15 protein-coding genes are annotated in these 20,263 nt (G+C 47.2%); 14 read left to right on the top strand and 1 reads right to left on the bottom strand.

The features are described from left to right. Positions 1 to 79 precede the first annotated feature (79 nt). The 3 genes from NG792_RS10745 to NG792_RS10735 all read left to right on the top strand — a co-directional run bounded on the left by NG792_RS10745 (position 80) and on the right by NG792_RS10735 (position 4,254). Positions 80 to 667, top strand: coding sequence for a thioredoxin family protein (locus NG792_RS10745; RefSeq protein WP_261198145.1), 588 nt, complete (start codon positions 80 to 82; stop codon positions 665 to 667). A 401-nt stretch (positions 668 to 1,068) separates the two neighbouring features. Then, the gene (gene glgX, locus NG792_RS10740) at positions 1,069 to 3,195 is read left to right on the top strand and encodes a glycogen debranching protein GlgX (protein ID WP_261235435.1); all 2,127 of its coding nucleotides are present in this window, start codon (positions 1,069 to 1,071) and stop codon (positions 3,193 to 3,195) included. A 522-nt stretch (positions 3,196 to 3,717) separates the two neighbouring features. Beyond that, positions 3,718 to 4,254, top strand: a complete 537-nt coding sequence (locus tag NG792_RS10735; protein ID WP_261235434.1) for a cofactor assembly of complex C subunit B — start codon at positions 3,718 to 3,720, stop codon at positions 4,252 to 4,254. Positions 4,255 to 4,924: 670 nt separating this feature from the next. On the opposite strand, the gene NG792_RS10730 is transcribed toward NG792_RS10735, so the two are convergent. Continuing rightward, positions 4,925 to 5,242: a DUF3155 domain-containing protein gene (locus tag NG792_RS10730; protein WP_261198143.1), complete on the bottom strand. Its 318-nt coding sequence runs from the start codon at positions 5,240 to 5,242 to the stop codon at positions 4,925 to 4,927. A 569-nt stretch (positions 5,243 to 5,811) separates the two neighbouring features. Between NG792_RS10730 and NG792_RS10725 the strand changes: the two genes are divergently transcribed. The 11 genes from NG792_RS10725 to NG792_RS10675 all read left to right on the top strand — a co-directional run bounded on the left by NG792_RS10725 (position 5,812) and on the right by NG792_RS10675 (position 20,194). After that, positions 5,812 to 7,239 (top strand): GAF domain-containing sensor histidine kinase, encoded by a 1,428-nt coding sequence (locus tag NG792_RS10725; protein ID WP_261235433.1) that lies wholly within the window; start codon positions 5,812 to 5,814, stop codon positions 7,237 to 7,239. 43 nt (positions 7,240 to 7,282) lie between these two features. Then, the gene (locus tag NG792_RS10720; protein WP_261235432.1) at positions 7,283 to 8,014 is read left to right on the top strand and encodes a hypothetical protein; all 732 of its coding nucleotides are present in this window, start codon (positions 7,283 to 7,285) and stop codon (positions 8,012 to 8,014) included. Positions 8,015 to 8,593: 579 nt separating this feature from the next. Then, positions 8,594 to 8,806: a hypothetical protein gene (locus NG792_RS10715; RefSeq protein ID WP_261200085.1), complete on the top strand. Its 213-nt coding sequence runs from the start codon at positions 8,594 to 8,596 to the stop codon at positions 8,804 to 8,806. Between the two features lie 647 nt (positions 8,807 to 9,453). Continuing rightward, entirely contained in the window at positions 9,454 to 12,507 is a 3,054-nt protein-coding gene (sbcC, locus tag NG792_RS10710; RefSeq protein ID WP_261235431.1) for an exonuclease subunit SbcC, read from the top strand. A gap of 486 nt (positions 12,508 to 12,993) precedes the next feature. Further along, complete coding sequence (locus NG792_RS10705; protein WP_261200088.1) at positions 12,994 to 13,320, top strand: Hpt domain-containing protein; 327 nt, start codon at positions 12,994 to 12,996, stop codon at positions 13,318 to 13,320. Positions 13,321 to 14,040: 720 nt separating this feature from the next. After that, complete coding sequence (locus NG792_RS10700; RefSeq protein WP_261235430.1) at positions 14,041 to 16,809, top strand: GAF domain-containing sensor histidine kinase; 2,769 nt, start codon at positions 14,041 to 14,043, stop codon at positions 16,807 to 16,809. Between the two features lie 120 nt (positions 16,810 to 16,929). Further along, positions 16,930 to 17,082 carry a transcriptional regulator gene (locus NG792_RS10695; protein WP_261235429.1) on the top strand — a complete coding sequence of 51 codons (153 nt, stop codon included), beginning with the start codon at positions 16,930 to 16,932 and terminating at the stop codon, positions 17,080 to 17,082. 118 nt (positions 17,083 to 17,200) lie between these two features. Continuing rightward, positions 17,201 to 17,389, top strand: coding sequence for a hypothetical protein (locus NG792_RS10690; RefSeq protein ID WP_261235428.1), 189 nt, complete (start codon positions 17,201 to 17,203; stop codon positions 17,387 to 17,389). Further along, positions 17,379 to 17,648, top strand: coding sequence for a type II toxin-antitoxin system RelE family toxin (locus tag NG792_RS10685; protein ID WP_261235427.1), 270 nt, complete (start codon positions 17,379 to 17,381; stop codon positions 17,646 to 17,648). The genes NG792_RS10690 and NG792_RS10685 overlap by 11 nt, the downstream gene beginning before the upstream one ends. A gap of 638 nt (positions 17,649 to 18,286) precedes the next feature. Then, positions 18,287 to 19,396: a DNA double-strand break repair nuclease NurA gene (locus NG792_RS10680; protein ID WP_261235426.1), complete on the top strand. Its 1,110-nt coding sequence runs from the start codon at positions 18,287 to 18,289 to the stop codon at positions 19,394 to 19,396. A gap of 30 nt (positions 19,397 to 19,426) precedes the next feature. Next, positions 19,427 to 20,194 carry an ATP-binding protein gene (locus tag NG792_RS10675; RefSeq protein WP_261235425.1) on the top strand — a complete coding sequence of 256 codons (768 nt, stop codon included), beginning with the start codon at positions 19,427 to 19,429 and terminating at the stop codon, positions 20,192 to 20,194. The last annotated feature ends 69 nt before the right edge of the window (positions 20,195 to 20,263 follow it).

Below are 20,263 nucleotides of genomic sequence, written 5' to 3'. Positions count from 1 at the left end.
GCGGAGATTTGAACCGAGGGCCATTCCTGACCGATAATAAACGCCTGAACCCCAACTCTTGAAAAACCCCGGAGAAAAAATGGCCTTAACCCCTTCAACTATGCTGGCACTGGGAACCCCAGCACCGGATTTCAAACTCCCGGATGTGGTGACCAACAAGACAATCTCCCTGGAAACCTTTGGGGACAAAACTGCACTGGTTGTCATGTTTATCTGTCAACATTGCCCCTTTGTCAAGCATCTCCAAGAAGAACTTGCCAATATTGGATCTGATTATCACGATCGCGGGGTGGGAATTGTAGCCATTAGCTCTAATTCCGTGGAGACTCATCCCCAGGATGCCCCGGAACATCTTAAAGCAATGGCGTTAACTTTAGGATTTTCCTTCCCCTATTGTTATGATGAAACCCAAGAGGTGGCGATCGCCTATACTGCCGCTTGCACCCCAGATTTTTTTGTCTTTGATCGCAGTCGCCGCCTGGTGTATCGGGGTCAACTTGATGACAGTCGTCCGGGGAATAATCAACCTGTGACGGGAAAAGACTTACGTGAGGCGATCGATGCCGTATTGGCGGGAGACCCCATCTCGGAAGACCAAAAACCTAGCATTGGCTGCAATATAAAATGGAAACCGGGCCATGAACCGGCTTATTATGGAGCAGGGTAGGAACAGATCCCACGAGGGCAGGGAAACGCCTATCCAGGGGCGATCGGCTATTTTTTCTCGCTTTTGATATATAGCGGTTCCTGGACTAATCCGGTAAACGAATCCGCCCTTGTGCTTGACCCTACCTGGAAAGTGAGATATAATGTAACGCCGATTATTGAGCCGCCCTGACCGGGACTGGGAGAGGGCAAGGGCTATGGTGAAGAGTAAGTAGTGAGCATAACATAACGCCTAACACTTCGCATCACTCCTACGGTAGAAGCCATAGAACAGCGAAGCCCGTAAATTTAGAAAGAGAACAACGGAATGCGATCGCCAACAGACCCCTCAACTAGCGGGCCCAACTCGCGATCGCAATTTTTGATTCTTTTTAAAAATTCGTGTGGAGTGAACCTATCAATATGCATTTAGAAGTATGGCCCGGTCAAGTCTATCCCTTAGGTTCCTACTGGGATGGGAAAGGAACAAATTTTGCTTTATTTAGTGAAAATGCCACCGCCGTAGAGCTTTGTTTATTTGACAAAGACGGGAAAGAGCAACGAGTTTCTATAACCGAAGTCGATAACCAGGTGTGGCATGGCTACGTCCCCGGAATCTCCCCGGGACAGCGCTATGGATATCGAGTGCATGGGCCCTACGACCCCGGTGCCGGTCATCGGTTTAACCCTAACAAACTCTTGATTGACCCCTATGCCAAAGCCATTGAAGGGGATGTGATCAACGGCCCAGAACTTTTTTGTTATAACTGGGAAGACCCTGCCGAAGACCTCTCCTTCAGCGAAACCGATAGCGCTCATTTAATCCCCAAATCCATCGTGATTGATGAGTCCTTTGATTGGGAAGGAGACCAACTCTTACGAACCCCTTTCCATGAAACAATCATTTACGAAACCCACGTTAAAGGATTTACCCAACTTCAACCAAATATCCCCGAAGAAGTGCGGGGAACCTATAGTGGACTAGCGCATCCGGCAGTGATTTCTCACCTGCAAACCTTGGGAATTACAGCGATCGAACTGATGCCAGTTCATCACTTCCTCGCCTATCCGGGACATTTGTCCGATAAAGGACTCAAAAATTATTGGGGTTACGACTCCATCAACTTCTTCGCCCCTTATTCTGGTTATAGTTCCGCGACTGTACCGGGAGAACAGGTGCAGGAATTTAAAGAAATGGTCAAGGCCCTGCATAAAGCCGGAATCGAAGTCATTTTAGATGTGGTGTACAACCACACCGGGGAAGGGAATCACCTCGGTCCCACGGTGTCTATGCGGGGGGTAGATAATGCCTGCTACTATCGCCTCGTCGATGACAATCTCCGGTATTACATGGATTTCACCGGATGCGGCAATTCCCTAAACGTGCGCCATCCGCAAATCCTAAAATTAATTATGGATAGTCTGCGCTACTGGGTGCTAGAAATGCACGTCGATGGGTTCCGATTTGACTTGGCATCGGCCCTGGCGCGAGAACTGTATGACGTCAATAATTTGGGTTCTTTCTTTAATATCATCCATCAGGATCCGGTCCTTTCGGATGTGAAACTGATTGCTGAACCCTGGGACGTGGGCCCCGGAGGCTATCAGGTGGGGAATTTTCCCCTGTTATGGTCTGAGTGGAACGGGCGATATCGCGATACCGTGCGTGACTTCTGGCGGGGAGAACACCAGACGTTAGGTGAATTTGCCTATCGGTTTACCGGGAGCTCGGATTTATATGAAACCACAGGGCGCAGTCCTTATGCCAGCATTAACTTTATCACGGCTCACGATGGCTTTCCGCTCTACGATTTAGTCAGCTACAACGAGAAGCACAATGAAGCCAATGGGGAGAATAACTGTGATGGGGAGAGTCACAATCGGTCCTGGAATTGTGGTGCAGAAGGGGATACGGATGATCCACAGGTGTTGGCGTTGCGAGAACGGCAAAAGCGGAATTTTCTGGTGACTCTGATGCTGTCCCAAGGTATCCCCATGCTGTTGGCGGGGGATGAAATGGAACGCAGCCAAGGGGGGAATAATAATGCCTACTGTCAGGATAGTGAAATTTCTTGGCTGAATTGGGAGTTTCCGGAGGAAAAAGCCCAGTTGTTAGATTTTACTCGGCAACTGATTTATTTTCGTCGCAAGCATCCGGTGTTTCAGCGGCGCAAGTGGTTTCAGGGCCGCCCAATTTATGGGAAGACGGTGAATGATATTGCCTGGTTCAATCCCGATGGCAGCGAGATGGAGGATGAAGAGTGGGGTGTGGGCTTTGCCAAGGCGATCGCCGTCTTGTTGAATGGCCAGGAAATTCCTCGGCGCAATCGGTATGGTCAGCGAGTCATTGACGAAACTTTCCTCTTGTTCTTTAATGCCCATTGGGAATCAATCGAATTTAAGTTACCCGAGGGCTTAAATGAACAGCAGTGGGTGGCCGTGATTGATACCAAGGAACCCAGTTTTTTGGAAGATGGACCCACCTATAGTGGGGATAAGCCGGTCTCCGTTTTCGGGCAATCGGTGGTTGTGTTAAAGCGTTCCGAGTAGGGACTAAAGGATAAAGCGTCGGGGCAGTCTGGGAATTGTCCCGACATCCTCTGAGAGATATTTCCTTTTGGGGTTGATCTCAGAAATGCCGGATTTGTGTTGCCTGTAGTTTTGGGGAAAAGAGTGCGTCACGGAAGCCACCGTAACGCACTAGAGCACCTGCCTTTCTGGATGGCAAGACGATGTAACAGGATAGTAAGGAATAGTAGACTACCATATCGTCTGCATCAAAAATTACAATATTTTCAAATCGGTTTGAATTTAAGGAAACCTTTGGGGAAAGGGAGATGTTCAAAGGCCCGGTTTTGCAGGTTTCCTCCGCTGTGGGGACCCCATTGGGAAGACCAACCGGAGGAAACCTGCAAAATTGCTGCCCAAAAAGCACCCCATTGGGCCAGAAATCCGGTTTCTTGTCCTTAGGCTCTAGGACTGTACCCTAGGACTAGGGTAGACTCGGCCCGAGTCGTAGTTTGTTTGTAAATTTATGTAAAATTGCGTCATGAAGTCATTTAGATAGAACCGATGGATACGACTCTCTCATCAACGTTTTTTTTAACCCTACTCATGACGATCGGGTTGTTTTTCTTTATTCGGGCTTCTGTGAAAGACCGAACGGAGGAACTCCACTGGGTAACCGAACAGCCGGAGGAGTCGATTCTGCCTGAGTTGCAAGGGTATTTCGATCGCCGCGCTTATCGGGTGAAGGCGGTGGACGGGGAACGCAATCAGGTCACGTTTGAAGGATATGTTCGTCCGAGTTGGTTTCTGGCGATTTTCTTGACGCTGTTGGCGGCAGTGGGGATGCTCTGTTTGGCCCTTATCCTCTCAATGGTCATCCCACAAGGGGGGAATTTATTTCTGGGGTTGATTCTGTTGTCTCCAGTGGCTGGATGGTTTTACTGGCAAAATTCCGGTCGCATGGAACAGGTGTCTCTCCAAGTCAAGTCAATGGAGAGTTCGGGGAATAATCCGACCCAAAATAGAATTACAATCACGGGTCATCGAGATGAGTTGGCCGTGCTGAAGCAAACCTTGGGACCTCGGTACAGTCAAGGTTAGAAACCGGGTAACCGTCCGGGTTATTTTATCCGGTAGTGACCTCCGAGGGCGATACCTTAGCAGAAATTAGCCCCATGCAAACCCGTGAGCTTGTCATAGAGCTAATTTCCAAAAAGCGTGGTATTTTAATCGGTTTGTTTCCTTATTGAGCCAATGAGGTCAAGTCCGACGTAAAGTTTAGTTTGAGCGGCCAAACGCTTTTTCCCTGGTTCCTGGTTAGGATGAGGGGTCATTTCGGCAGTGGGATAGCTCCGATTGAGACCGAAACTTTTTGTGACTGTGGCGCAACGGAATCGCCCGGGAACAGTTCAGGTTTTAGAACTCGCGGCGATCGCGACGGAACGCGGGTTTCCCTAATCGCCAAGGAAACTGGACGCGCCTAAGAGATCGCGACTCCTGATGCGGGACTAAAACCGTTCTTTTCCCATAACAAGTCAACCGACTGACGGAACATTTGTCGTTACGGGCCTCTCTATTACGCCAGCTTTGGCCAAAACCGGGTTAATGCCCCTGTAAATTTGCTAAATTTACTAGGCACTCTGTTCGAGTCCGCTATGAAGCGAACGCACGCACCGACGGGTCATCCGAGGCGATCGCCAGCCCAGTATAATCCCTCGCCGTAGCCCGGTTCTTTGAACCGATAGTTCTCATGACTCACAGAAAAACCCTTTTACCGGACTGATAAGGCCACAGGGGGTACTTCTGCTTTGCTCTCAAAAAACTTTAAGCTGGGGAATAAGAAATGATTTTCTTCTACATATTGAGCACCGAACAATCCTTTTTCTGCCCAGAAGTATCGATCCGTGGTATGCTCGTTTCTCTTGACTAACAACAAAGCCGGGGGCACGATGCCTTCTGCCTTGATGAATTTACGGGCGGCTGTGACTGGCTTATCTTCACCGCTTTCGATACTATACTGAGGCACGTGCTCTAAAATCCTGCGCCCTTCTTGGCGGCGACGGCTCTTACGCTTACGTCTCCTTGCCAAAATCCTTACCTCCTATTTCAGCCGACAGGTGTAGTGATGGTTACAAAAGTCGTGCTGATTATATCCGCTGTAATAAAAAAAATCAATCCCTCTTGCTAACTTTGTTACAAAAAGCTGCATCTCTTATCTCATAAGCCTTTTCAGAGTTTTTTTCCTCGCGTTTCGAGAGGGAGACGGGAAATATTCACAAAACTATAAAGTTTGTTACAAAAATCAATAGAGTGGATCCCAGGCAGGAGGTCAAAATTCCCCAGCCCGGTTTACCCGAGGAAAGCGGCGCTCTATTCCTGTGGTGATTGTCCTTCCTCAATCCCTGACGCCCGGAGATTGCCATAAAATTGCCACAAAATTGCCACAGAATTGCCCGAAAATAAAAGAATGCTCAACGGGTTTTATCAATGCTGCTAAAGTATCTTACCCCAGAAGTAAGCAACCGGACCCAATTTCTGCCAACATGAACTATTAGGGTCCGGTCCTAGGGTGAAGCGAGTCAGCATAAACAGGGTGCGGGGGAAAGAGGCAGGCGCCGGACAGGGTTACTGTATTAAATCGAATAAGGGAAGATGGGAATGGGAGCCAGTTCAGAATTTGTTGCCCTGTGCAAATCACAGGTGGGTTTGCTCTCGAAAGGGCTAGGATCCTCCGTGAGCGTGGTGTATTTAACAGAAGAACTGGCCGAAGATCGGGAAGCCAAGCTAATTCCGATTGTGACCTATCCCGAAACCGCTGTGGTGTGGGAAGGAAATCCCGCCCGGGCGATCGCCGGTTCAGAGATTGCCACGGAGATTCCCGGACGTCCGACCCCCGACTTTCCACCCACGGCAATTCCCGGGGAAACCCAGACAAGGGGAACGAAGGCCCCCCTGGCTCAAGGTCCGCCGTTAATCTCCCCTTCCTCCCAAAGACCCGTGACGGTTCATTTAGTCGAACCCATCCGGTATTTAAACTCGGAGGATGAACCGATCGCCGAGGGGGAAGATTTGGCGCAACCCCGACAAATTGTCTTACCCCTGATCCATGAAGAAATCGTGATGGGACTGTTGGTGACGCGGCGCGAGGACCGACCCTGGACCGATCGCGAACGGATGCAGATTGAATGCATTGCCCAAACCATCGCGATCGCCTGCATTTTGGATCGGCGGCAGCGGTGGTTAAGTCAGCAACTGCGCCAACACCAACGCCTCCAGGCGGAACAACATGATTTGCTCGATAACCTCCTGCATCAGGTCCGCAGTCCCCTCACCGCCTTACGCACCTTTGGGAAATTGTTGTTAAAACGCCTGCGGGAACCGGACCCGACCCGAGATATTGCCGGAAGTATCCTGCGCGAGAGCGATCGCGTTCAAGAGTTGCTGCAACAGATGAATTTGGCGATTGAACCGGAAGAAATAGAAGCGGTTCCCGATGAGCAAACTGAGGTTGCTTCGGAAACGCCGAGGTTGGAGAAGCGATCGCCACAATTGTTACTTCCCGCCTTTGATTTAGAACCCTGCGATATCCTTGCTGTACTGGAACCGTTGCTAATTTCGGCCCAGGCGATCGCCAGCGAGCGTCATCTGGAATTCACTACCGAGATCCCGTCGGAATTGCCTGCGGTTTTGACCTATCCCAAAGCCCTGCGGGAAGTCCTGAGCAATTTGATTGACAATGCCTTGAAATATACCCCGACTGGGGGCCAAATTTATGTGAAAGTGGGGGATAAGCGCCAAATTGAGGGGGTGACCTTGATGGCGATCGCTATTAGTGACACGGGAATGGGCATTCCCCCCCAAGACTTAGAACAGTTATTTCAAAGATATTATCGCGGAGTTAAAGCGCAGAGTGATATTCCCGGTACGGGATTGGGATTGGCGATCGCCCGCGAACTGATTACCCAAATGCAAGGCAAAATCGAAGTCTTTAGTCCGACTCCCCCCCAATGGCGAGATCCCAATTGGAAGAACCAACCCAGTTCCAATCATCCGGGGACAAGCTTTATTGTTTGGCTGCAACTCTAAGAGCAATTCCCCCCTCAATATTCTCAATCCTTTCATCTGCTCTATGAATTTATCTTTACTCTTTGTGATCGCCTTAGCGATCGTTCATATTTGCGCCAAAAATCTGCTTTTTCTGGATTCGGTTCCGCGTAACTGCTGGCTGTCGATGGCGGGGGGTGTATCGGTAGCTTACACTTTTATTCACATTTTTCCTGAACTAAGTGAAGGACAAGCAACAGTTGAGGCGTCGGAGCTCAACGGGTTGGAGTTTTTAGAACATCATGTTTACCTGATCTCCCTGTTAGGATTTTCCCTATTTTACGGATTAGAAAACCTGGCGAAAAAATCGCGGCAGCACCAAGTGAAAATCGGGCGAAGAGATGCGACTAGCGAGAAGGTATTTTGGCTACATATTATTTCTTTTGCTCTTTATAATGCTCTTATTGGCTATCTGCTGGCCCATCCCGAAGAAGAATCGAGTGTTTTAAGTTTGTGGTTGTTTTTCATTGCAATGGGGTTGCATTTTCTAGTCAATGACTTTGGCTTACGCGAACATCACAAATGGGTTTATAACCACATTGGGCGCTGGGTATTGGCAGCAGCGGTGATTACAGGATGGGCGATTGGCCGTGCCACGACCATTTCCCAGGAGGCGATCGCGCTGCTATTTGCCTTTTTAGCCGGAGGCATTATTCTGAATATCCTGAAGGAAGAACTACCGGAAGAACGGGAAAGCAAATTTTGGGCCTTTGCTGTCGGTGCTGCTGCTTATGCTTTACTATTACTAATCATCTGATAGCCCGGAGGGCGATGGGATTGATTTTGGAGGAGGAAGTTCCAAACAAGCAGAGGACCCAGAAGGTTTTTAGGTATTTATTCTGATTAAAAATTCCCGGCTTAGGGACCCGAGAGTCCCCCGGGGAAGTTATGGATGGAACTGAGTCTAGAGACAGATGCTCCCAGGGCCCTAAATTGGGTTTTTACAGGATGTTTCAGGGCTTAATTTAAGAAAGGAAAACCCTCAAACTCTTGCCCGGTGGGGAGTGGAAAATTATTTTAACCAATCTATTGCGGAAACTAAATCTAGGCGTTATCATTTCCTAGGAACTACCTCTAAGGGTAGAGACGTCGGACTCTTCCTCTGAGCGTAGAAAGTTTCTGACTCCCGCTGTTGAGATTACCAAGAGGCTAATCCTAAAAATGTCCACAATTAGGCCATTTCAGGCCAGTCACCTGCTATTTTTAGCGTAAAAACCTGTCAGGGAATTTAGATAAAGGGACTGAGACGGATTTGGTATTCGGTGCTACATTGGATTGAGTAGCAATTTTGTAGCGTTAGTTACTTTTACGAGCTTTCAATAGGAGCGAACCCAAAATGCATCCGGTATATATAATTCCTCTAAGCATTTCAGTCTGTGCCTTTCTGATTAATCGACGCTCCTCTGAGGAAACCGTGGGCGTGATGACCATGACCCTAGCCGGACTTTTAGCAGTTGTAGCCTTAATCTTGGCCCCCTGGCAGATTCAGATGCTGGGCGCTTTGGCTTTACTGTTAGATCGCTGTGATTGGTTGAAGGTTCGCGGGTAGGGGAGAGACGGGAGAGACGGGAGATAGGGGAGAGACGGGAGATAGGGGAGATAGGGGAGATAGGGGAGATAGGGGAGAGACGGGAGAGACGGGAGAGACGGGAGAGACGGGAGATAGGGGAGATGGGGAAGGGTATAGAAATTTTATCAACAGTGCGATCGCTGCAAAAGTTCCGTTGATAGCTGATTTCAACCCAGGGGATGATTCTTCCCCCATCCGGGGGACAATGTAGAAGGGGGATTAACCCCTAGCTGGCACAGGTTTACTGCTTCTCACCCACTTTAGGCTGATTCGCTTCAGGGGATGGGGAGAATGGGGGAGATGACTCTAAAATTACGGGGTTGAGGTAACGGAAACTGGACTCAATTTTCCCATCCTGGGCAATCAGGGATGGGAAAATTTGGGTAATTGTAAATATTTGTAAAATTAAAGGGTCAAAAGGTAGAATCCGGTGGAAATCTGGCTCAAAATAGAAAGTTGAATTGGTCGTCAATACCACAAATGCCAGAAAAACCCTGGACAATTTGGGAGTAAAGGCGATCGCTGCTGTCGATTCAACGGGCTTTCCCAGCCATCGATAATCCCTATCCCTTCACGCTTCCTAAACCCCTGGGGCGACTGCCCTTTTATGAGTAAGCCTGATTAATATGATTCCCTTAGAACTGAGTTTAAAAAACTTTCTGAGCTATCGCGAAGCTACCTTAGACTTTCATGGATTGCATACCGCCTGTATTTGTGGACCAAATGGTGCGGGAAAATCCTCTCTCCTGGAAGCCCTCGCCTGGTCCCTCTGGGGAAATAGTCGTGCTGGAACTGAGGATGATATTATTCATACTGGGGAAATGGAAGCGCGGGTTGATTTTACCTTCCAAACCAATCAGCAAATTTATCGGGTAATTCGTTCTCGCCAACGGGGTCAATCCAGTTCTTTGGAATTTCAAGTGGCTACCACGGCTGAGGATTTGACTCCGAATCAACTGGAACATTTAGAGTTCCGCGCGCTGACTGAGAAAGGTTTACGAGCCACTCAGGATAAGATTATCCAACATATTAAACTCGACTACGAAACTTTTACTAATTCATCTTACCTGCGCCAAGGGCGAGCCGATGAGTTTATGCTAAAACGACCCTCGGAACGGAAGCAAGTTTTGGCAACTCTGCTGAGGTTGGACCATTACGATGAGTTGGCAGAACAAGCAAAAGACCGATCGCGAGAAGCGAAGGGTCAAGTCCAGTTGCTGGAACAAAGTTTAGCCTCGTTGCAGGAACGATTACAAGAAACCATCGCGATCGCCCAAAATCTGGACGAGGTGGAAGCGCAAATTTTCAAGGGTCAAGAGCAAGTGAACCATCAGCGATCGCAATTGCAAGAGTTTCAACAACTCCAACTCCAGCGGCAAAACTGGCAACAGCAAATCACCCATCACCAGGACCGCGATCGCTTTCTTAAGGACGACTGCGATCGCACCCAACAAGAACTTAATCTCAACCATCGTCGCCGCCAAGAATTAGAGGCACTCCTCAAACAAGAGGGGGAAATTTTGGCGGGATATCATCAATATCAACAATTACAAGCGGCTGAAGAAGTTCAAGCCTCCAAGTTTCAATCCTATCAACAAGCCAGCCAACAGCGTCAGCAGTTACAGGACCAGGAACGCAAAACCCTGGCTTCCCTGGAATCCCAAATTTCTTCCACGCAAGGAGAATTGGAGTATATTCGCCGCCAGGAAGCGGAACTGGTGGAGATTCTGAATAAAGCGCCGGAAGTGGAAGCGGCGATCGCCAAATTACAACAAGCACGCGATCGCCTCACTTATTTGGATGAGCTACATACGCGAGTCAAACCCCTGATGACGCGGCAACAAACCCTGCAAGTGGAACTTGAGCGCCTTCGGACTCGTTTATCGGCACGTCTGGAAGAAATTGCCGGTCAAATTCATCGCCTGGAAGTGGAACAAGATCATAGCTATGTTTTAGAGGATAGTCTCGGAGAGGTGGCGATCGCGATTGATGCCTTAGAGAAAAAACGCGTCTATCAACAACGGGTGCGAGAAAAAGGCTTAGAACGCCGCAACTTTATGGAACGGCTGATGGCACAAACCTCCGATTATGAAACTCAACTGGCAGCGGTGACGCAAAAAATCCAGATGTTGCAAGTCCCGGATGCACTTTGTCCCTTGTGTGACAGACCCTTGGGTGAACATCACTGGGATTTAGTCATTGAAAAGCAGAAAGCCCAGGAACAAGGGCTGATCAATCAGATGTGGGTGTTGAAAGAACAACTGGCAACGAGCGATCGGGAAATTCAGATTCTGCGGCAGGAGTATCGGGAACTGGAGGAGGAGTTAAAACACTACAATGCCTTACGAGAACGTCGGGGACAATTACAGGCTCAAATTGATGCCACTTTAGCCTCCCGCGATCGTTTACAACATCTCACTTTGGAAAAACAACAGTTAGAACAGGCTTTACACACGGGAAGTTATGCCGGGGAATTATACCATGAACTGCAACAGGTGGAGCACTCTCTCCAACAGTTAAATTACAATGATCAAGACCGCAGTTTGGCCCTAAATGAGGAAAAACGCTGGCGTTGGGGGGAAATTAAGCAAGGGCAAATTCAGCAATCCCAACGGCAAATGGCACAATTACAAGTGCGAAAGCCCGAGTTAGAACAACGACTGGCGCAATTACAAGCGGCATTACAGGAGCAACAAACGAATTCCCCTTTGCAACAGCAGATTGCTTTGCTCGATCGCCACTTACAAACCATTGGCTATGACCCCCAGGAACATAACCGCCTGCGAGGTGCGTTAAGAACCGCCCAACTCTGGTTGGGACGACTGGAGGAGTTAAAGCAAGCACAGCAACAATATCCCCAGATAGAGCAGCGGATTGGAGGGTTAACTCGTCAGTTGGAGGCGCGAGTAGGCGATCGCACTGCGGTCCGTCAGCAGATTCAAGCCCTGCATCAGCAACTTCAGGACATCCCCGACCCCGGCGATCGCATCAAAGCGACAGAAAAACAAATCCAGCTTTTGCGGTCCTCTCTTGACAGTTTGCTGGCAACCAAAGGACGTTTGCAACAACAACAACAGCATCTCGCGGCACTCCAAAGTCAGTTTGAAGAACAACGCAAACAACTAGAAACCTCTCGTCGTCAAGAACGGGTTTATCGGGAACTGGCAACGGCATTTGGCAAAAATGGCATCCAAGCCTTGATGATTGAAAATGTGCTACCACAGTTGGAGGGAGAAACCAATCAGATTCTCTCTCGCCTCAGTGGCAATCAACTTCATGTGCAATTTGTGACTCAGCGCGCCACTCGCGGACGCAGCAAAAAAGCGACCAAATTAATTGATACCTTGGATATTTTAATTGCCGATGCCCGAGGGACAAGAGCTTATGAAACCTATTCTGGGGGGGAGGCATTTAGGATTAATTTTGCCATTCGGTTAGCATTAGCACGCTTACTTGCTCATCGGGCGGGAACTTCATTACAAATGTTAATTGTGGATGAAGGATTTGGAACCCAGGACCGGGAAGGGTGCGATCGCCTGATTGCAGCAATTAATGCGATCGCCTCGGAATTTGCCTGCATTCTCACGGTGACCCATATGCCGCAATTTCGCGAAGCCTTTCAAGCCCGCATTGAAGTCAGCAAAAATCAGAATGGTTCTCAACTGAGTTTATCAGTTTAATCACGATCTCCTGACAACTCCTCCGCATAAATCTCATCCCCCACTCTGTTGGGGACCAGTTGTCAGGGGGATTCACCCATCGCCTCTCCAGGTACGGTTGAAGTTTAAGAACTGCGAAAGTCCTCTTCCACTCACCCCCAGTGCGGAATCTTCTATCCCCATCGCCGCCCCCTCCCAGGCTATCGGATTTGTTCTCCCCAGCACTTCAGGGTATGGTATCATTTTTTGTAGCGAAAGGAGGCTTTATTTTAAGTAATCGTATTAATTAAAACATCCGAATTTCTCAGTCTAATCAGCTTCGTCAACCCCTAACCCCAGTCATCCAGAATCGGTCAGTAACTTCACTTAAATATCTGGCAGTTTCCCCTGGGATTTCTGACTCTGAAATGAGATTACTTCGGTAAAAATACGGATTGACAGAAACCGGATGCCTCCCTCGCCGACTCAATGTAACCGACGTAATCCTTAGCATCTTGCGAATTTAAAATGGCAGTCAACTTGGATCGCTTACAAGAAATTTCCGGAGGGGATCGTGAATTTGAACGAGAAATTTTACAGGCATTTATCGAAGATGCTTGGGTCAGCCTCAATCTGTTGAAGAATTTCTTAACCCTAAATGATTATGACGCTTTTAGCCATCAAGCCCATCAACTCAAAGGGTCTAGCGCCAATATGGGCATTACCATGATCCAAAATATTGCCTTAGAACTCGATACAAAGGGACAGCAGCAAAATATCCAGGGAACTGAACCAGACCTAGAAAACATAGAAAAAATTCTGCATGAGCTAGAAGAGTATCTATCTAAAATTTGAGAGATTTATGAAGGGTAACAATCACTCAGAATTGTTACCCAATTCCAATTGGAATCACGGCTTGAGCAGGTGCGGCAAAGATCTCCCCCTTCATCAGGCTTCGGCGGGATGTCCCGGTTACTCCCAGGGTTTCTAGGATGTGATTACATTTGTAAAACTCAAAAATCCCCAGCAGCCGGACTTACGTTTCTTTTTGAGAATCTACCCAAAATGTAGAGGTGATTCGCCCAAGAGGGTTCTACCTTTAGGAGTTCATCTTAAATATTGCGTAAGTCCTGCTCCGAAATGTGAACGGCGGCTAGTCTTGCCTTTGGGGAATCATTGCCGTTGCAGTAGCACCCCGAAGTTTATTGCTCCCCCTATGCTCAAGGGTGACAAATCTTGACGCAATGGGGTGAGCATGGTAATATATAAACCTTTTTCAAGTCAATTCCAAAATTTTTATAAATTAAATCCCCAGGAAGACAAAACTGTGCAGAAGCTAAAACGGTAGTATAAGCTACAATTTTAGGTTGAAAACCCGCCTAAATTTAAAGCCGTACCTCGTCCTAAAATTGAGGAATTGATGATAATTTTTACAAAAGTTAAAATATCAGGGGATAAAAATAAATAATAATAGAAGCTGAGAAAACCCCGAGTTCTGTGCGGGGTACAGTCCCTCGTCAATTTAAGAAATTACAATCTAAGCGGCCCACCATGAGTATCGGTGAGGTGTTGTCCATGTTAAATAGTTTTTTTTTGCTTCCCCGCGTTATCCCTACTGTCTCCCTGAGTAATCCTTTGGAACACACTAAGATAGAAGACCCCCAAAAGCGCAGCGCCTTGTTGCGAAAAGTCATCGACCAAATCTGGCAATCCCTAGATCTCAAAACCATCCTCCAGACAGCGGTGGATGAAATTGCCGCGATGCTTAACTTAGATGCCTGTAGTTTCTTGTGGTACTTTGAGCGTACGGAACGGGTGCAAGTGGTCTGCAAACGGACCCGGAATCAGGAATTAGCAGCATTAGAGGGGACGAAACCCCTGGCTGAGGTGGGATATCATCCCTTAGACATTTTTGGGACGGCTGCCAGCGCGATCGCCCAAGGACAAATGGTGATCAGTTGTGGTCCCCTGAACGAGTCGAGTACCTTTGGTGCCATGACGCGCCTCATCGCAAATTGTCCTGTAGCACGTCCCCCTCAAAACTTGATACAGGGTCACGAAAATCAGCCCCCGGAAATGGGTCAGCCCACCCCGGGCACTGCAACACTGGATGCCCTTGCCAATTTATTAGTGCCGGTGAAAGGACAAGAGGGATGGATCGGCTTTATCGCTTGTCTCTCACAGAATCCCCGCACTTGGTCAACTGCCGAGGTAGAATTTGTCCAACTGATCGCCCAACAACTGGAAATTGCCATTCGGCAAGCGCAACTGTACGATCGCGTTCAAAAACAAGCACAAAGAGAGAGATTGGTCAATCAAATTGTTAATCAAACCAGGCAGAGTTTCGACCTGGAAACGATTTTAACCCAGGCGATCGCCCAACTATTAGAAGCCTTAGAAGTCGATCGCTGCTTGATCCACCTCGTCGAAGATCGAGAAGAAGGGCTCACCGGCGAACATCACCGCGAAGGCAGTTTCTGGAATGCTGCTAACGATGTAGCCTTCCGTAGAGAGCATCTGTTTGAAGTCTGTCGCCCCCCCTTTCCCTCCTCCATCGATGACTTTGATACCCACGGACCCATCACCCAATGGACGATCGCCCATCGAGAAGAAGTCGTTATCTCCGATGTCAGCGAAGACCCTCGCATCGGCAAACAAAACGAAGAATACGACAAAGCCGAGATTAAATCCTCAATGGTGATGCCGGTACAAGCCAATGGCCGACTCCACGCTATCCTCTATATTAATCAATGTTCCCGAGTCCGCCAATGGTCCAAACATGACCGCGAACTCGCCCGCGCCGTAGCCGATCAACTCGCCATTTCCATCCAACAAGCCTGTTTATATGCCCAAAAAAGTGCTACAATGGAGCGAGAATCTCTCTTACGATTAATTGGGGAACATATTCGCCGCACTTTAGATATTAACACGATTCTCCAAACCAGTGCGCGAGAAGTGCGGCAATTATTGGGAGCCGATCGCGTGGCTATCTATCAGTTTAGCACAGAAACCGCAGGCAAAATTGTTGTCGAAGAAAGTACCTCCCAACTCTGTCTGCGCGAAGCCGTCAAAGAACATGATTGCTTTTACCAGGAATGTGCCGACCAATTGCAATCGGCACAACAGCCTTTAGTCCGAGCGGTGGAAGATGTGTATAAAACCCACTGCAATGACGAATATCTCGCCTGTTGGCAACATTTACAAGTTCGTGCAAGTTTGAGCGTCCCCATTTCTCGGGGTAGCGAAGTTTGGGGACTGCTGATTGTCCATGAATGCCATAAACCGAGAGGATGGCGGACGAACGAAATTGAACTGTTGGAGCAACTTGCCGATCAGTTGGCGATCGCCATCCATCAAGCGGAATTATACGATCGCGCCTGTGCCAATGCGATCGCTGCCGAAACCAAAGCAGCCGAACTCGAACAAGCCTTACGCCAACTCCAGGAAACCCAAGCACAACTGATTCAAAGCGAAAAAATGTCGAGTTTGGGTCAATTAGTCGCCGGAGTCGCTCACGAAATCAACAATCCGGTTAACTTTATTTATGGGAACTTATCTCATGTGGATGGATATGCCCAAGATATGCTGAAATTGATAGAAGCCTATCAGAAACGTTATCCTGATCCGGGACCCGAAATAGAAGAAATCGCTGAAGAAATTGACCTCAACTTTCTGCGAGGAGATATGCCGAAAGTCCTCAATTCCATGAAAATTGGGGCCGATCGCATCCGAGAAATTGTCTTATCCTTGCGGAACTTCTCCCGCCTAGACCAAGCTGAAATGAAATTGGCCAACCTTCATGAAGGCATTGATAATACCTTGCTCATTCTCCAAAACCGCTTGCGAGCCAAAGCCGGTCATTTGGGGATAGAATTGGTCAAAGACTATGGGAAACTCCCCCGAGTTGAGTGCTATCCCGGACAACTTAATCAGGTTTTGATGAATATCATCAGTAATGGGATTGATGCTTTAGAGAGTTATAATGAAAGCCGCTCCATTGAAGAAATTAGTCAAAACCCCAGCCGGATTACCATTCGGACCCAATGGGTGAAAAAACAGGGACATAATGACCGAATCATCATTGCGATCGCGGATAATGGCCCTGGAATTCCTCACCACATCAAAGCGCGATTATTCGACCCATTTTTTACCACAAAAGCAGTCGGTAAAGGCACGGGACTGGGACTATCGATTAGTTATCAAATCGTCGTGGAAAAACATAAAGGAGCGATCGAGTGTATTTCTGAACCGGGACAGGGAGCAGAATTTGTGATTGAAATTCCCGTCCGTCAATCCGAGCATACTCTGGTTCCTAAACCCCAACTTATGGCAGTCGGTTCCTAACACCAAGAAACCGGGTTTCTGCCACAACTGTTGCGAATTGTCAAAAATTCAGGCAAGCAACCCGGTTTCTGAGTCTGGGGTTGGAGTAGAATGGGGATGCTATCGTAAAACGGTTGCACTATGCTAACCCCGGAAACCGAAATCCTAGCTATCCTTCGCAACCTCCCCCGACCCGCCCTTGAAGGAGTAAACTTAATCGCCAGTCTGCGGGGGAAAGCCACAGGGGACATGAACACTGATGATATCCTAAATTTAACCCGGGGTGAAGAATAACGGGTTTCCTGGTGGATAGTAATGTGATTCGGGAGGGGTTAACGGAAAATGTCCCTGGGATTCAATCTCAAAATTAACTCGGCTGTACCTTGAACTCAATTACTCAGGAAAAAAGGTTATGAAAGGAATTCAATTTGTTGTGAATGAAGCTGGAGAAAAACAGGCTGTATTAATTGATTTGACTCAGTGGGGTGAGTTATGGGAAGATTTCTATGATGTGTTGGTGGCTCATACTCGTCAGGATGAAGAAGAGGTATCTTGGGAGGAGTTAAAACAAGAAATCCAGGCAGAAGCGAATGGCAAATGAAGGGTATGCTATCCGGTTTAAGAAGTCGGCGGCTAAGGAACTGCGATCGCTTGATATCAATCTCCAGCTACGCATTGGGGAGGCGATCGATACTCTGAGTTTCGACCCTCGTCCGCCAGGAGTAGTGAAGTTGAAGGGGGACGATAATCTCTATCGAATTCGCATCGGTGATTATCGTGTGGTTTACGTGATTGATGATCAGGAGAATGTTGTGCGGATTGTGCGCGTGAAGCATCGGCGGGATGCCTATCAGACTTAATTTAAGGATGGCGAATATTATTAAGTAACAATGGGTGGGATGGGATTTATTTTAACCGACTGTAGCCGAATTGTGCAGGTCAAATCCCTAAAACAGCAGGTGGGGTCAAAGAAAGCGGGTTTCTGACAGCATCTGTGTTGCTTCACAAAGATTTAAGAAAAAACCTGGTTTCTGAGTCTCGGGAATGGGGTAAAATCGGGGTGCTATCCCCTACCCGGTGCGCGGCTATGGATGAACAGCGATCGCAGGCTTATCTCTCCCTGATTCAAGAACTCTTGAACTTTTCGCGGGGAGGAACTGCAAATCCTCATAGACGCAAGAAACCTAGTTTCTGAGTTGTGGGCAAGATGTTCCGTGCCATTTACGGGACGACTTTCTTTAGTTATCCGGGATCCACTACAGAGCCAACAGGGAGGAACAGCGACAAACAGGCTAACCAACCATTGACACAACTGCGTGGGGATATGGTACAATCTGGAAAATGGATTTGGGCAAAAAAACTTGACAGATCCTTATTTGTATTCACGGTTTAGGGGTTGGGTGTGAGCATCAAGTTTTTAGACTGAGAAAATCAGGATATTAAAAACCTCGTTCAAATTGCGTGGGAACACTTAGAGGACCATCGCAATGAGGTGCTGTTGGTTCCCGAACGAACTGAGCAATTTCACGAACTGATAAACGATTCTGAAAAAGCGACCCATCGAACTCCATCAGATCATGAATCAGATTTAAAGCTAGAACGTTTAAACGAAGTCAGTCGTATGGGACGACCCAAACGACTTCATCCACCTCCAATCATTGCTGTTGATGCGGGTGTAGTCAATTTAGGAAGTTTGCCGAAGGGCGGTACAGTGTTTGCTGTTAGAGGAGCAGCTTGTTGTTATACTTCCGAAGGGGAGGTTATCATATTACGCTACAATACAGGGGCGATCCCTATCGATCAAGAAAACAAGCTCAAAGTCCTACACGCGATGGGAAAGCGACTAGGGGAACCCGAATTTTTTGTCAAAGAGGTCGATGAATATCCATATCTCCAAGAAAAAAGCGGAGTTATTGAAGCTACAGATCAACTTCAAGATCGCTTTCGTAATTTCGTAGAGCGGATTATTCAAGCTGAAGCTCTAGCAATTTTGAAAAAATATAACGGAGGCATTCTTCTTATAGATGGGGCGCTCCCAGATAGGAGTTATGATACCCCAAAAAACTATCTTTTGAATCAATCAAAAAAACTTGGGATGCTATATGAAGCAGATCAAAATAGTATAGACGTAGTAGCCATTAGCAAAAAAACCAGAATTACTGTTGAAGGAATCCCAATTCAAAAGTTTTTGACGGAAAAATATGGAGCTGATTTTATCGGTTTCATTCCATTAAAAGATGTAGTCAGCCAAGAAAGAAAAGAAACGCGATCAAAACAGTCGGGAACCAAGCCAAGGCTTAGAGTAACAATGGCGAAAGAAATGTATGCTGCTCGGTTTGGGTTTGGTCCGTCGAGTATGACTTTTAGGGTTGATGTGCATAATTGTAAAGGAAAAAGAGCGAGGGAGGTGATCAATGATGTTTATAACTATTGTCGAATTTACGGAGGATATCCTAAACCCTTAATAGAAACTCATCAAAACAGTTGTTTTTTATTTCAAGACTTTCAAAATTTGTTGGCTGATGTCGCTGTCAGATTAGGAGTCAAGCCAGAAGAGCAGCCAAGTATGGAAGTTTTGTTTCAACCTTTTGGATCTTTCGGCAAATAAATCATAAGTTGAGCGAGGAAAAAATCAATTATGGCACGTAGTAATTTACCTGAACCCAGTGGCTTTACAACTCCCTATGTAGATCTTGATAGGATCATAACTGATAATTCTGAAGCGGTTGCTAAATGTTCTCTGTCTAGTGAAATAGCTGTTGAATCTGCGCAACTTTTGGAATTGTCTGGAAGTGAGGGCAGTATTATTTTTTATCCTAAAGTTCGTGACTTTGATGTGGGTGATGTTCTTTACTTGAGGGAAAGAGGACAAATTACCAGTCAAGCAGAAGAATCACAAGTTATTGAAAATGGTATTATCGTTCAAATTATTTCAAAAGGAATAGCAAACTACCCACAAGCAGATAGTAAAGCGTTATTTAGACTTCTGACCAGCGCTCATAGTACAACAGTTAAATATAGATCATATAATGAGCCAAAAGAAATTATCGACGAGTTTTTGATTGGTGAATTTGTAGTGCGTGCTTCAGTTCAAAGGGGAGAATGGAGAGAACCAGAGGGTAAAGTTGTTACCCGAAATGTAGATATATTTCCAATTTCCCCAGAATTTCTAACTCGAAATATTATAGATCATCAAGAAGGAATTAATATTTGGTTGGGGGAATATAAGGAACGTCCAGTAGAAGTTTACGCTGGCGGTTTTGAAAAAGTTAATCTGATCACTGGCATGAAAGGAGGTGGAAAATCTCATATCACAAAGGGAATAATTCATCTTCAGCGCCAGCTTGGAATGCCATCAATTGTCTTTGATATAAATGGTGAATATAAATCATTGCCTACAGGGTAAGCTCATCTAATTTGGTATAAATTGTACTTGACAAGGAGAAATTATAGAGTTAGAGCACAGCCGTCTGGG

The organism is Laspinema olomoucense D3b, from assembly GCF_025370785.1.
Classification (GTDB): Bacteria; Cyanobacteriota; Cyanobacteriia; order Cyanobacteriales; family Laspinemataceae; genus Laspinema; species Laspinema olomoucense.
Note: the sequence above shows the minus strand (reverse complement) of the source record. Positions and strands in the feature narration are given on the sequence as shown.

Coding starts and splice junctions, on each gene's coding strand:
- NG792_RS10720 (WP_261235432.1), top strand. CDS start 7,283: ATGAATTTATCTTTACTCTTTGTGATCGCCTTAGCGATCGTTCATATT.
- NG792_RS10735 (WP_261235434.1), top strand. CDS start 3,718: ATGGATACGACTCTCTCATCAACGTTTTTTTTAACCCTACTCATGACG.
- NG792_RS10715 (WP_261200085.1), top strand. CDS start 8,594: ATGCATCCGGTATATATAATTCCTCTAAGCATTTCAGTCTGTGCCTTT.
- NG792_RS10745 (WP_261198145.1), top strand. CDS start 80: ATGGCCTTAACCCCTTCAACTATGCTGGCACTGGGAACCCCAGCACCG.
- NG792_RS10700 (WP_261235430.1), top strand. CDS start 14,041: ATGTTAAATAGTTTTTTTTTGCTTCCCCGCGTTATCCCTACTGTCTCC.
- NG792_RS10725 (WP_261235433.1), top strand. CDS start 5,812: ATGGGAGCCAGTTCAGAATTTGTTGCCCTGTGCAAATCACAGGTGGGT.
- NG792_RS10685 (WP_261235427.1), top strand. CDS start 17,379: ATGGCAAATGAAGGGTATGCTATCCGGTTTAAGAAGTCGGCGGCTAAG.
- NG792_RS10705 (WP_261200088.1), top strand. CDS start 12,994: ATGGCAGTCAACTTGGATCGCTTACAAGAAATTTCCGGAGGGGATCGT.
- NG792_RS10690 (WP_261235428.1), top strand. CDS start 17,201: ATGAAAGGAATTCAATTTGTTGTGAATGAAGCTGGAGAAAAACAGGCT.
- glgX (WP_261235435.1), top strand. CDS start 1,069: ATGCATTTAGAAGTATGGCCCGGTCAAGTCTATCCCTTAGGTTCCTAC.
- NG792_RS10695 (WP_261235429.1), top strand. CDS start 16,930: ATGCTAACCCCGGAAACCGAAATCCTAGCTATCCTTCGCAACCTCCCC.
- sbcC (WP_261235431.1), top strand. CDS start 9,454: ATGATTCCCTTAGAACTGAGTTTAAAAAACTTTCTGAGCTATCGCGAA.
- NG792_RS10675 (WP_261235425.1), top strand. CDS start 19,427: ATGGCACGTAGTAATTTACCTGAACCCAGTGGCTTTACAACTCCCTAT.